The 13,353-nt window shown below is 46.4% G+C and carries 12 protein-coding genes; 8 read left to right on the plus strand and 4 right to left on the minus strand.

What is annotated here, in order from left to right; genetic code table 11:
* Positions 1 to 139: 139 nt before the first annotated feature.
* The gene (locus H539_RS0125460; protein ID WP_026695864.1) at positions 140 to 1,048 is read right to left on the minus strand and encodes a nuclease-related domain-containing protein; all 909 of its coding nucleotides are present in this window, start codon (positions 1,046 to 1,048) and stop codon (positions 140 to 142) included.
* A 123-nt stretch (positions 1,049 to 1,171) separates the two neighbouring features.
* Between H539_RS0125460 and H539_RS0125465 the strand changes: the two genes are divergently transcribed.
* Positions 1,172 to 1,600 carry an RDD family protein gene (locus tag H539_RS0125465; protein ID WP_155890272.1) on the plus strand — a complete coding sequence of 143 codons (429 nt, stop codon included), beginning with the start codon at positions 1,172 to 1,174 and terminating at the stop codon, positions 1,598 to 1,600.
* Between the two features lie 245 nt (positions 1,601 to 1,845).
* On the opposite strand, the gene H539_RS0125470 is transcribed toward H539_RS0125465, so the two are convergent.
* Positions 1,846 to 3,492, minus strand: a complete 1,647-nt coding sequence (locus H539_RS0125470; protein ID WP_026695866.1) for a multicopper oxidase family protein — start codon at positions 3,490 to 3,492, stop codon at positions 1,846 to 1,848.
* Between the two features lie 196 nt (positions 3,493 to 3,688).
* On the opposite strand from H539_RS0125470, the gene H539_RS0125475 reads away from it, so the two are divergent.
* From H539_RS0125475 to hxlB, 4 genes are all read left to right on the plus strand, one after another.
* Entirely contained in the window at positions 3,689 to 4,741 is a 1,053-nt protein-coding gene (locus H539_RS0125475) for an LLM class flavin-dependent oxidoreductase (protein WP_026695867.1), read from the plus strand.
* Positions 4,742 to 4,846: 105 nt separating this feature from the next.
* Positions 4,847 to 5,197: a substrate-binding domain-containing protein gene (locus H539_RS0125480; RefSeq protein ID WP_281171482.1), complete on the plus strand. Its 351-nt coding sequence runs from the start codon at positions 4,847 to 4,849 to the stop codon at positions 5,195 to 5,197.
* 66 nt (positions 5,198 to 5,263) lie between these two features.
* Positions 5,264 to 5,899 carry a 3-hexulose-6-phosphate synthase gene (hxlA, locus tag H539_RS0125485; RefSeq protein WP_026695869.1) on the plus strand — a complete coding sequence of 212 codons (636 nt, stop codon included), beginning with the start codon at positions 5,264 to 5,266 and terminating at the stop codon, positions 5,897 to 5,899.
* 3 nt (positions 5,900 to 5,902) lie between these two features.
* Complete coding sequence (hxlB, locus tag H539_RS0125490) at positions 5,903 to 6,451, plus strand: 6-phospho-3-hexuloisomerase (protein WP_026695870.1); 549 nt, start codon at positions 5,903 to 5,905, stop codon at positions 6,449 to 6,451.
* A gap of 713 nt (positions 6,452 to 7,164) precedes the next feature.
* Here the strand turns inward: hxlB and H539_RS0125495 are convergent.
* Positions 7,165 to 8,070, minus strand: a complete 906-nt coding sequence (locus H539_RS0125495) for a nuclease-related domain-containing protein (RefSeq protein WP_026695871.1) — start codon at positions 8,068 to 8,070, stop codon at positions 7,165 to 7,167.
* 79 nt (positions 8,071 to 8,149) lie between these two features.
* Here H539_RS0125495 and H539_RS0125500 point away from each other — a divergent pair, with 79 nt between their 5' ends.
* The 3 genes from H539_RS0125500 to H539_RS0125510 all read left to right on the plus strand — a co-directional run bounded on the left by H539_RS0125500 (position 8,150) and on the right by H539_RS0125510 (position 11,770).
* Positions 8,150 to 9,226 carry a sugar diacid recognition domain-containing protein gene (locus tag H539_RS0125500; RefSeq protein WP_026695872.1) on the plus strand — a complete coding sequence of 359 codons (1,077 nt, stop codon included), beginning with the start codon at positions 8,150 to 8,152 and terminating at the stop codon, positions 9,224 to 9,226.
* Between the two features lie 122 nt (positions 9,227 to 9,348).
* The gene (locus H539_RS0125505) at positions 9,349 to 10,617 is read left to right on the plus strand and encodes a GntP family permease (protein ID WP_026695873.1); all 1,269 of its coding nucleotides are present in this window, start codon (positions 9,349 to 9,351) and stop codon (positions 10,615 to 10,617) included.
* Between the two features lie 19 nt (positions 10,618 to 10,636).
* The gene (locus H539_RS0125510; protein ID WP_026695874.1) at positions 10,637 to 11,770 is read left to right on the plus strand and encodes a glycerate kinase; all 1,134 of its coding nucleotides are present in this window, start codon (positions 10,637 to 10,639) and stop codon (positions 11,768 to 11,770) included.
* 46 nt (positions 11,771 to 11,816) lie between these two features.
* Here the strand turns inward: H539_RS0125510 and ahpF are convergent, their stop codons facing one another.
* Positions 11,817 to 13,346, minus strand: coding sequence for an alkyl hydroperoxide reductase subunit F (gene ahpF / locus H539_RS0125515; protein ID WP_026695875.1), 1,530 nt, complete (start codon positions 13,344 to 13,346; stop codon positions 11,817 to 11,819).
* Positions 13,347 to 13,353 lie beyond the last annotated feature (7 nt).

Below are 13,353 nucleotides of genomic sequence, written 5' to 3' on the forward strand. Positions count from 1 at the left end.
GAAAGGGGAAAGTAGTCCGAAGGTGGTGCAGGTTCGGACAGGTTGAGGCGTCGGAAGGGGAAAGTAGTCCGAAGCTGGACAGCATCGGACAGAAAAGAGCTACCCCAATTTACAAAAGTCTACAGAGTCAAGATTAAAGTTACTCATAATAAGTATTACTTGTATTTCCTAGCGAAGTATAGTGCCTCTTTAACACCCTGCGGATGGTCCTTTTATTTAAATCAGCCTTACACCACTCATAGATGCTATTAGTGGTAATTTTTTGTTCGGGAAATAGAAGGCTGAATTCCTGGACATTCCGCAGTATCGCTTTTTCAATCCTTTCGTGCTCTTCACATTTTTTGCAGACAAAATCAAATTTATGAATAGTAACTAAAAAAGATTTGCACCTGTTGCAATACACTCCCATTTGGAGCTGCTCGTATTGATAGTCAGGCAGAGTGGTATAAGGATTTTTTGTCTGATGCAGGGAAAGAAGTGTCTGCGCCAGCTTTTTGTGGTCCTCATTCAATTTAGATGCAGTCTTATTTAATTTTGTAAAGAATTGATTGATTTGCGTGGGCAGGATGATAGGCTGGTCGAGTGGGGTCTGATAGAGGGTGAATTCAGGATTTATGAAGATAACCGAGGGGTCAACGAGGTAATTTTGTTTATGGCTTTGAAGGAGCTGGCGGAATAGGGCTGCGCTTCTTTTTAACTGATCTATGGGATTCTTGTATTCTCTTTCGGTCGTGACAGAATACAGCTTGTCCGATTCAAGATAACAGCTGCCCTGGAAATTTTTAATATCTAAAAGATGGATGCCTCCTTGTGTAATAAATACCGAATCGATTTGAAAATAAGAATTGTTTACTTTGAGAAGCAAATCATTGATAATAAATATTTCTTCTCCTAGGATTTCTGTTAATGCATCAAACTTTAATTCTCCTTCATACCCTCGTTCAAGATTGAGATATTGGAACCTTTCCGAATTGGTTAATCCTGCTCTGGTATCTAGTATTCGCATAACCATCAATTCATACGGTTCACAACGGCTTTTAAGTAGCATGCGCCACTTCCTTTCATCAGTTCTACTATTATTTTATAAAAATCTACTAATTTATCCTATAAAAAGTTCAAGGTTTATTATAGGATTAATTTTATAATCTATAACAACCTGGGAGGAACACATTTGAGTAATCCAGCTGGATTTTGGAGACGGTTAGCAGCAAACCTTTTAGACGGGATCATTATTGGAGTCCCGCTGACATTTATTAGTTATCTGATAACAGGAGGCTGGGATGGAGATCCCGTAACCGATGTGATCAACGTATTATACGGGCTGATTATTCCTATTTTATGGTACGGCTATACAGTCGGCAAAAAAATTATGGGCATCCGTATTGCGAAAATGAATGGAGATAAAATCGGGTTCGGGACCATGTTCATGCGAGCGGTTGTCGGCTGCATTGTCTACATTGTAACTATTGGCGTTGCACTAATTGTAAGTGCCTTTATGATTGGGCTAAGAAAAGATAAAAGGTCCCTGCATGATTTAATTGCAGGTACGTATGTGACTTTTGATGCCCCATCAGAGGATAGTAAGAAAGCAGCTGTGTAGGCTGCTTTTATTTTTGTAATAAACCAGAACTTATTCTTTTTTTAGCAGTATTTCGTTCTGCCGTGATTGGCAGATGCTTTACTGCTTTTGCTAAGCCATAATGAGGCATATTTCTATAAATCGATTCGTAAGCTCCCTTTCTTATTGAATCTTTCCCAGGCTGTTAAATGCTTCGCCCTTTGGCATAAGCAAGCAAATTGTCTATTGATCGCCAATATTGAATCATCGGAGAGGGGAGCCTCTATTCATTTATTTTTATGGCAGCCAAAACATTGGGAGAAGGAATCATCGGGGCATTCTCCAGGGAATGGCTGACATGGATGAAAGTTTGGATGATCCAGGACTTTAAATGGTCTCATCATTTCATGATCTTCGTGCTCAAGAATATGGCAGTGCCAAGGATAAATTCCAGGATAGGGTCCAAATCGTGCAATGATCCGGGTGACTTCTCCGGGATTGGCGCAAACTGTATCTTTCCATCCCCTCTCGCTTGGATCAGGGGGCTTTGGCAGTCCCACTTTAAGGGCAGAGCTTTTGGGGTCGCCAGTAAAGGAGGCACGATTTAGTATTTGGAATGTTACAAGATGCAGGTGAATCGGATGGGTGTCCCTTGTAGGGTTATATAGCTCCCAGATTTCCGTCGCCCCATTGGAAGGGGTTTCGGTCAGGGGGTGATCCCACTCCAGATGATCTAATAAAAGTTTTGGCCGCCCATATGTGTCCTTTGTTTCAACTAATGTACTTTTCCGCACGGTTACAGCATGGCTGGGATGGAGCTGCTCCAAGCAGCTGAGCGTATCGGGAATCCTGCCTTGGTCAGGCGCGGATAGGTTTGATAAGACTCGGAATTGCATAATATTCCTGAGATTGGCGGAAGGATCGTGACCGTTTGGAAAGGGAGCTTTTGCATCATTGGTTAAAACAATATTCTGGCCGATATGATTGGAAAAGTCGATAATTACATCTATGCGTTCTGCAGGAGCAAGAATGAAGTGAGGAAGGCTTGTCGGTTTTTCCAAAAGGCCCCCATCCGTCCCAATTTGAATAAAAGGCTGTCCGGAACTAAGAGCTATACCATAAAACCGGCCATTGGAGCCATTTAGAATCCTGAAACGGTATTTGCGCGGCTCGACTTCTAAATAGGGCCATACTTTTCCATTAACCAAAATGGCTGTACCAAAAAATTCAGGAACCACTGATGGATTTGGCAGTGCCGGATGGATAGGCATCTCGGGCTGCGGGGCTGGCGGAGGCTGATGTCCTGGCTGGATAGGGTAGAACAGTTCGCCGTTCGGATAAAAGGCTCGATCCTGGATAAGCAGCGGAATTTCAAATTCACCGCTGGGAAGCTGCAATGCTTCCTCTTCTTCATCTCTTAAAATATAAAATCCTGCAAGGCCGGCATAAACATTCAAACGGGTGATGCCAATGGCATGGTCATGATACCACAGCGCCGCCGGCCGCTGGCAGTTTGGATAGTAGGTGTATTTCTGAACAAATCTTGGTCCTACTCTTGCAAAATCTTTTGTAAACCAAGCCTCGGGATACCCGTCACTCTCCGGGGCAACTCTGCCCTCATGAAGATGGACAACGGTTCTTACAGCCGGCTGATCAGGCCCTGCGCCATGAACGCTCTGATCCACCGGCAGGAAATGCTCTGCGGGAAGTTTATTTTTCCATTTAACTAAAATAGGCTGGTTTCTTCTGACTTCAAAAGTGGGACCTGGATACATCCCGTTATAGCCCCAGACGGTGGCAGGAGGCAAATCACGGTGCAGTTTCTGCTTTGCCTGCTTCATCGTTACCTTGTAGTACGGAATTCCTCCGCGCAGACCTTTTGCCTTTAAAACAGGGGGAACAGGTAATGCATCTGCAAATTTTTCTAAATCCAATTTACTGCCTCCCGACTACTCTTTATTCGTATTTATATGCAGATGACTTTTGAATCAGCATTATTGATCAACTCTGGAGCAAAACTTATCAGCAGCAGAAAGTCACACTTCATAAAAGGATAAAATATTCGTAATGAATAAATCTCGAATTTGAGGTATATTAAAAGAAATTGAATTAAGCAGGAGTGATTGATGGATGGAGATAGGAATCAGTACATTTGTAGAAACTACCCCGGATGTTAAGACCGGGGAGGTTATCAGCCATGCCCAGCGGATCCGTGAAGTGGTAGAGGAGATCGTGCTGGCTGACCAGGTAGGTCTGGATGTGTTCGGAGTGGGAGAGCATCACCGGAAGGATTATGCTGCCTCCTCGCCAGCCGTCATACTGGCCGCCGCTGCTTCACAGACAAAGAAGATCCGGCTGACCAGCGCGGTCACAGTCCTTTCCTCCGCAGATCCAGTACGGGTATTTCAGGATTTTGCGACACTTGACGGCATATCTGAGGGCCGTGCAGAAATTATGGCAGGACGCGGATCCTTTATTGAGTCCTTTCCTCTGTTTGGCTATGATTTGGCAGATTATAATGAGCTTTTTGAAGAAAAATTGCAGTTGCTGCTGGAACTGCAAAAATCAGAAAAGGTTTCCTGGTCAGGAAAGCATCGTCCAGCCATCGACAATCTGGGTGTGTATCCGCGTCCCGTGCAGGATCCCCTGCCTGTCTGGATTGGAAGCGGGGGCAACAGTGACTCCGTTATCCGCGCAGGATTGCTCGGCCTTCCGTTAGTCCTTGCCATCATAGGGGGACGCCCGGTTCAATTCGCCCCGCTGGTCCAGCTTTATAAGCAGGCAGCGGGTCATGCCGGACACGATGTATCCAAGCTGAAGGTTGCATCCCATTCCCATGGATTTGTGGCAGAAGATACTGAAACCGCCATAGAGAAATTCTTTCCGCCAACCCAGCAGGCCATGAACGTGCTTGGAAGGGAACGGGGCTGGGGCCATTATGACCGATCTGCCTTCGATGCGGCTCGAAGCTTTGAAGGGGCTCTCTATGCCGGAGATCCAGAAACCGTTGCGAAGAAAATCATCCATCTGCGAAAGAACGTAGGCATCACAAGGTTCCTTCTGCATGTCCCTGTCGGCACTATGCCGCACGAAGACGTCATGAAAGCCATCGAACTGCTTGGGAACGAAGTGGCACCGATTGTACGGGAAGAAGTGGCGAAATGGGAAGCAGCGGGAGAATAAGACGATCCTTTCATTGAGGATCAAGAATAAAAGATTATAAGCGGCAGACGAAATGTCCTTCATCGAATTGGTGAAGGACAAAACTAGGTTCATAGGCAGACGAAACTGCCGGCAACTGATCAGTTCATCATTGAATCCGGCATCGATGAAATGAAGCATAAATTAGAAGCGCTGTTTTCCTCACAGGACAGGCCGACAGCCCTGTTTGCCGGGAATGACCGAGTATTTCTTAAGGTTGTGGAATTTTTAAAGGAAAAAGGGCTGAAGGTGGGCAGGGATGTTGAACTGATTGTGTTCGATAATATCCCGTTTGCCCATTTATCCGAGACCCCGATTTCCTTTATTGTTCAGCCTGCCGCTGAAATGGGACAGAAGGCAGCAGAATTGCTATTTGATCAAATCAATAAGTCCGAGAGAGAACCGGAAGAATTCGTGTTTTCCAGCAGAATGGTGTAGGCTCATGCCTGACACCATTTGATTTAAAGAGTTACTAAACCGGTTTAGCAGAAAGGGAGATCCAAGATGAAATTACAGCTTGCATTGGATCGGATGACCATTGCCGAAGCCATTGAATTAACCAAAAAAGTAGAAACATCCGTCGACTGGATCGAGGTTGGAACTTCTTTGATCAAGGAGTTTGGCATGAACAGTGTTAGAGAATTAAAGAATGCTTTTCCTGATAAAGTGATTGTGGCTGACATGAAAACGATTGATAACGCCCGCTACGAATTCGAAATTGCTTTTCAGGCAGGAGCAGATGTTGTGACGGTTATGGGAGTATCACCTCTTGTCACGATTGAAGCGTGCATGGAGACGGCTGAGCGCCATAATAAGGCAGTCATGGTTGATTTATTGAATACCTCCGACGAGCAGATACAGGAATTAGTGAAATTTGAGAAAGCCGTCTTCTGCGCCCATGTGAGCAAGGATGAGCAGGAAGAATCCGGGGCTAAGAATTTGGGAGCGAAGAATGACAGCCTTCTTACAGAGCAGGGACTCCAGCTGGCTGCAGCAGGTGGAATCACACTGGAATCTTTGGAAGGTCTCAGAAAGAATCTAAATCCGGCCGTCGTGATTGTGGGTTCGGCCATAACCAAAGCCGCGGATCCATCAAAAGCGGCCCAAAAATTCAAACAAGCAATGATAACGGAGGAATAGAAAATGACACTCATCCCAACAGTTTTAAAAGAAGTAGAAATGGTCGTAAGCCAGGTGGAAGAGCAGAAGCTTCAAGAGCTGGCATCCACATTACAGCAGTCCAAGCGGATTTTCATTATCGGAGAAGGCCGTTCAGGCCTCATGGCCAAGTCCTTTGCCATGAGACTCATGCATTTAGGCGCAACCGTTTATGTTGTCGGAGAAACGATCACACCATCCATCGAAGAAGGAGACACGCTCGTTGCCGTTTCCGGATCCGGGACCACAAAGGCCGTTGTATGGACATCCGAAAAAGCAGCATCACTCGGCTGCTCAGTAATTGGAGTGACTACTAATCCAGAATCGCCGCTCGCTGCTGCATCCACACAGCTTCTGCATGTTCCGGCAGCAACCAAATACCGCCGCGAAAACGAACTAAAAACCATCCAGCCGCTCGGTTCCTTATTCGACCAGAGTGCTCATATCTTATTTGATATAATGTGCCTGCAATATGCCGAGCAGAATAAAGTGGATCATACAGAGGCCTTTGGCCGGCATAGTAATTTGGAGTAGGAGCCTGGTGGTTGGGCTCCTTTTTTTATTGGTGATATTAGGACTTAACTCATTTAGGGACAAACTTGTTGAGAGATCAAAAGATTTGGCTTTTCAAAGGGCTCTAAAGGACAAAAATGGATTGTAGCGTCAAAGATTTGTCCGTGAAAGAGGTCCTAAAGGACAAAACTCGGATGGAGCGTCAAAGATAAGTCCATGAGAAGGGTCCTATAGGACAAAACTCGGATGGAGCATCAAAGATAAGTCCATGAGAAGGGTCCTATAGGACAAAACTCGGATGGAGCATGAAAGATAAGTCCATGAGAAGGGTCCTAAAGGACAAGACTCGGATGGAGCATCAAAGATAAGTCCATGAGAAGGGTTCTAAAGGACAAAACCCGTTGGGAGCGTCAAAGATTTGTCCGTGAAAGAGGTCCTAAAGGACAAAACTCGGATGGAGCATCAAAGATTAGTCCATGAAAGAGGTTCTAAAGGACAAAACTTGGATGGAGAAGCAAGAATTAGTCCATGAGAGAGGTCCTAAAGGACAAAACTCGGTGGGAGCGTCAAAGATAGGTCCATGAGAAGGGTTCTAAAGGACAAAACTTGGATGGAGAAGCAAGAATTAGTCCATGAGAGAGGTCCTAAAGGACAAAACTCGGATGGAGCAGCACAGATTAGTCCAAGAGGTTGGTTCCCATGCACTAATCTCCATCATTAGTGTGATAGGGAACTTAATAATAGAAAGTCCACCGTCTATCGCCGGCTGATTGAAAATTTTTATCTAAAACTCTTCTTATCCTTTTTTTAGACTCCACAACCTTACACCACTCATACATCCTGCTCGTAGTCACCCTCTCCCCAGGAAACAAAAGCCTAAACTCATTGACATTCCGCATAATGGCATCCCCGGCAGCTTCTTCTCGGCCGCATTTCTTACACACACACTTTTTCCCGTCAATAAAGGTAGATAGAGAGCGGCATCCCACACAAGGAATTCCTTTTTGAAGCTGGTCGTATTGATAGTCCGGCAGCTGTTTGAATGGGGAGTCTTTAATATGCAGCGACAGGAGTTTTTCAGCGAGTGTCAGGTGCGTTGCATTTAGTTTTGAAGGAATTTGCTTTAGGTTTTTTAGGTATCTGTGAATCTGGGTGGGGAGGATGAAGGGTGTGTTGAGGGGGGCTTGGTAGAGGGTGAATTCAGGGTTTATGAATACGACGGAAGCAGCGATGGGGATGCTGGAGCCGAGTTGCTGGAGCAGTCGGCGCATGAGGGATTCGCTCCTGTTTAATTGAGTGAGCGGGTTGGTCACTTCTAGTTTTGACGTTTTGTAAAGTCTGTCAGATTCATAATAATAGTCCTTTTCAAAGTTTTTCACCTCTAAAAGATAAATCGTTTCGGATGTTAAGATGAGCGAATCAATTTGAAAAAGGCTGCTGTTCTGCTTGAGAAGTAAATCATTCAGAATCAGGCAGTCACACTCGAGATCCTCTGTGAAAATATCAAACTGAACTTCCCCTTCATAGCCTTTTTTAAGGTTGAAATAGTGCTGCTTATATTTGTCGGACAGGCTCATCCGCGGGAGCAGGGAATTCAAGATAACGATTTCGGCTGGTTCAGTTCGGGCTTTATATGGCATATTTCACTTCCTTTCTATTTATTCGGAATCATAAGTCTATTATAGTAGAGACAAACACAGACCGAAAGGAGGAATTCATATGAGGTTTTTAAATCAATCCCTGGCCCAGGAAATTGTGGAGCGGACGATGAAGATTATCGGTCATAATATTAATGTGATGAATGAGAAAGGGGTCATTATTGGCTCTGGTGATAGAAAGAGAATCGATTCGATTCATGAAGGTGCTGTCCGGGTTATCGAGGATGGTGCGGGTTTTGAGATTACGGCAGATGAGGCGGAAAAGCTTCATGGGGTAAAGGCGGGCATTAACCTGCCGATCAATTTCCATGATGAAGTGGCCGGAGTGATCGGCATTACAGGGGAACCGGAGGAAATCCGGAATTACGGGGAATTGGTCAAGATGGCAGCAGAGATGATTATCCAGCAGGCTGTTTTGCTTGAAGAAATGCAGTGGGATGAGCGGTTAAAGGAAGAATTGATCAGCCAGCTGCTTCAGGGTACGGAAGCATTGACTCCGTATTATTTTGAAAGGGTAAAGAGGCTGGGGATTGATTTAGATTTGCCCAGAACGGTTGTGATCCTGGCGGCAGAAAACCCTTCCAAGGGATATAAATGGATACGTGACAAGCTGGAAAAGGATGATTTATATGTGATGTACCCTGACTGCATGGTCCTCTTAAAAAGGGTTCATGATGCCAGAGAAATCACAGAGTGGATGCAGGGATTCGAGCTGCTTCATTGTAAAGCGGCCATCGGAGATTATCATCCAGAAGGGATTTCCCAATCCTATCAGGAAGCGGCAGCAACATTAAAAGTGGGAAAAAAGCTGGATCCCGGAAAAAGCATGTATTTTTATCAGGATTATAAATTAGCGGTCTTTCTGGCAAGAGCCCATGAACTTGGGATCTCTGAGAACCTTGCACCCTATTTTCAGAAGCTGCAGAAGCAGGATAAAAAAGGGGAGCTGGCGGAAACCTTAAGTGCCTATATCGAGGAAAACGGGGATGTGAATGGTGCCGCCGGAAGGCTCTTTATCCACCGGAATACCCTCAGGTACAGGCTGGAAAAAATTCATGAGCTGACAGGCAAGGATCCACGAAAGGTGCAGGATTTACTTGAACTTTATCTTTCCATACTGCAGGGGCAAATCAAATAAATTGTGCAAATGCACAAAAAGGCTTAGAGCGGCTGAGCCTTTTTTTGATGAATGGACCAATGAAAATAAAAGGGCAAACGCTTACAATGGAGGTACAACAGAGGAAAAAGGGGATGTCATCAATGGATGTTCAAGTGAGCGCATTAGGAGCAGTTATTGCTTTATCAGTGGCAATCATCTTAATACTGAAAAAAGTAACGCCTGCTTATGGAATGATTGCTGGTGCATTAATCGGCGGCCTTGCCGGAGGGGTAAATATCGCTGACACGGTCAATTTGATGATCGAGGGAGCCAAAGGCATTATCCCCGCTGTTTTAAGGATTGTGGCGGCTGGCGTTCTGGCAGGGGTCCTGATTGAATCGGGAGCAGCAGCAGTCATTGCCGAAACGATAGTGAAAAAATTGGGCGAAACTAGGGCGCTCCTTGCGTTAGCCATTGCGGCCATGATTTTAACCGCGGTTGGAGTTTTTATCGATGTTGCGGTCATCACAGCTGCACCTATCGCCCTTGCAATTGCCAGGAGAGCGGGCATTTCGAAAATGGCAATCCTGCTCGCGATGATCGGCGGGGGAAAGGCCGGCAACATTATGTCGCCAAATCCCAATGCAATCGCTGCTTCTGATGCGTTTAAAGTTCCATTGACGTCCGTTATGGCGGCTGGCATCATTCCTGCCATTTTCGGAGTAGCTGTCACATATTTTATGGCTAAAAAGCTTGTGAAAAAGGGTTCAGCAGTGGAAGTGCAGGATGTTCAGATACATAATGGCGGAAAGCTTCCTTCGTTCCTTCCTGCTTTGGCCGGACCGCTTGTCACCATTCTTTTATTAGCCTTAAGACCGCTGTTCAATATCAGCATTGACCCGATGATTGCCCTGCCGATTGGGGGGATTGCAGGTGCCATTGTCATGGGCAAAGCAAGAAAGATCAATGAATATGCTGTCTCTGGCCTTGGAAAGATGACCGGTGTGGCGATCATGCTGCTCGGAACAGGAACATTGGCTGGAATTATTGCTAATTCTGGGTTAAAGGATGTTTTAATTGATGGTTTAAATGCCGTTGGTCTTCCAGGCTATGTGCTGGCTCCGGTATCCGGTATCTTCATGTCGGCTGCAACAGCTTCTACAACTGCTGGTACCGCTGTTGCCAGCCAGGTATTCAGCTCAAGTATTCTGGGAATGGGGGTTTCTGCTATTGCAGGAGCGGCCATGATTCACGCAGGGGCGACCGTTCTGGACCACCTGCCGCACGGAAGCTTCTTCCATGCAACGGGGGGAAGTGTCCGTATGGAAATGAAAGAACGTTTAAAATTAATTCCGTATGAGACGCTTGTCGGATTAACGCTCGTTATCATTTCTACTTTGATTTACGGAGTATTTCATATATTTGGCTGATAAAAGGAGAATGATAGAGATGAAGATTGTGATCGCGCCGGATTCTTTTAAGGAAAGTTTGTCAGCACTGGAAGCGGCAGATTCCATAGAAAGAGGATTTAAAAAAGTGATGCCCTATGCTGAATATGTAAAGGTCCCGATGGCTGATGGCGGAGAAGGGACCGTCCAGTCTTTGGTGGATGCAACGGGCGGAGAGATCATTTATAAAACGGTCACAGGGCCGCTGGGAGAGCCGGCAGATGCTTTCTTTGGGCTTTTAGGAAATAAAAAGAGTGCTGTCATTGAGATGGCAGCTGCTTCAGGCCTTCATCTGGTTCCTTTGGAGAAAAGAAATCCTCTTTTGACCACCACTAGAGGAACGGGCGAATTGATTGCTGCAGCTCTCGATCACGGAGTGAACCATATCATCATTGGCATTGGCGGAAGCGCCACAAACGATGGCGGTGCAGGGATGGCGAAGGCCCTCGGTGCCCGCCTTCTTGATGAAGAGGGGATTGATATAGGGGAGGGAGGAGGCTCTCTTAGCCGCTTAGCCTCCATCGATCTTTCGGGATTTGACCCTCGTCTGGAGAGTATTGAGATTGAAGTAGCCTGTGATGTGGATAGCCCGCTCACAGGTGCAAAGGGAGCATCTGCTATCTTTGGCCCCCAAAAGGGGGCTGATGCCGGCATGATTGCAGAGCTGGATCGAAACCTAAGCCACTATGCCGCGATTATAAAAAGAGATCTTGGAAAAAACATCTTGGAGGTGCCGGGAAGCGGGGCTGCCGGAGGTCTTGGTGGAGGTCTGCTTGCCTTTCTGCCTGCAGAGCTGAAGCGGGGAGTCAATATTGTGATGGAAGCAGTGAGGCTGTCACAGATCGTGGAAGGGGCAGATCTTGTGATCACCGGGGAAGGAAGAATTGACGGACAGACGATCTTTGGCAAGACTCCAATCGGTGTAGCAAAAACAGCGAAACAATTCGGGGTGCCGGTTATTGGGATTGCCGGCACTGTATCCTCTGACAGCGATATCGTCCATGACCATGGCATCGATGCGGTATTCAGTATCCTTCCCGGCGTGGTTGCATTAGACGATGCTTTTAAACATGCAGGGGATTTTGTTGAGAGAACGGCTGCAAACATAGCTGCTGTCTGGAAGATGAATCTATGAAAAAAAGCCGCTTCACTATCATCGGGATAGGAAGCGGCTTTTTTCTTTAATTCCGGATGAGATAATCGAAAGCGCCGAGGGCTGCAGTCGCACCTGATCCCATGGAAATGATGATCTGCTTGTAGACACTGTCTGTACAGTCGCCTGCAGCAAATACGCCAGGGATGTTCGTTGCCCCATGCTTGTCGACCACGATTTCACCGAAGCGTGAACGTTCGATAGTGTCACCCAGCCAGTCTGTGTTTGGAACCAGTCCAATCTGGACAAAGACACCTGCCAGTTCAATATGCTTCTCTTCCCCGGTTTCACGGTCAACATAAGAGATGCCGTCTACCTTATCGGTACCAGTAATCTCTTTGGTCTGAACGTTTTTCAATACCGTTACATTCGGAAGGCTGTATAAGCGTTCCTGCAGGACAGAGTCGGCCTTCAGCTCTGGCATGAATTCAAGCACAGTTACATGCTTCACAATCCCTGCAAGGTCAATGGCGGCCTCAATACCGGAGTTGCCTCCGCCGACTACAGCTACATCCTTTCCTTCAAACAGAGGTCCGTCACAGTGTACACAGTAAGCTACACCTTTGTTCTTGAACTCTGCTTCGCCAGGGACGCCGATATTGCGCCAGCGGGCACCTGTTGAAAGGATGACCGTTTTACTCTTGAGAACAGCACCGTTTTCAAGCTCGAGCTCGATCAGGTCCTTTTTCTCCAAGCGCTTGGCACGCTGTAAATTCATAACATCGACACCATACTCTTTGACATGCTCTTCAAGGCTTGCCACGAGCTTAGGTCCTTCTGTATATTTCACGCTGATGAAGTTTTCGATGCCAAGAGTATCCATGACCTGCCCGCCGAAGCGTTCAGCCACGATTCCTGTACGGATGCCTTTACGTGCGGAATAGATGGCCGCACTTGCACCGGCAGGCCCGCCGCCGACCACAAGCACATCAAATGGATCCTTCTCATTGAACTCGGAAGCACTTGCTTCAGAGCCCATTTTGCCGAGGATTTCTTCGATTGACATGCGGCCGCTGCCGAAGGATTCCCCATTAAGGAATACAGTCGGAACCGCCAGGATGTTCTTCGCTTCTACTTCGTCCTTAAAAGCTCCGCCATCAATCATAGTATGAGTGATGTTAGGATTCAGGACGCTCATGATGTTCAGAGCCTGTACCACGTCCGGGCAGTTGTGGCAGGTCAGGCTGATATACGATTCAAAGTGGTATTCCCCTTTGATGTTCTTCACCTGGTCTATGATCTTTTGATCCACTTTAGGTGCTCTTCCGCTTACCTGAAGCAGAGCAAGAACCAGGGAAGTGAATTCATGTCCCAGTGGAACGCCGGCGAATGTTACACCAGTATCCTCTCCGATACGGTTCACGCTAAAGCTTGGAGTTCTGTCAAGCTTTACATTCTCTACTTTGATGTGGGAAGACATAGTGGCTAATTCATCCACTAAATCCAGCACCTCGCGGGACACTTTATCGTCCCCCGCGCTCACCTTTAGCAGGATATCTCCCTCCATCATCTGTAGATACTGCGCTAATTGTGCTTTTATATCTGCTTCTAATGCCATGTTTATC

This window comes from Peribacillus kribbensis DSM 17871, assembly GCF_000430765.1.
Lineage (GTDB): Bacteria > Bacillota > Bacilli > Bacillales > DSM-1321 > Paraperibacillus > Paraperibacillus kribbensis.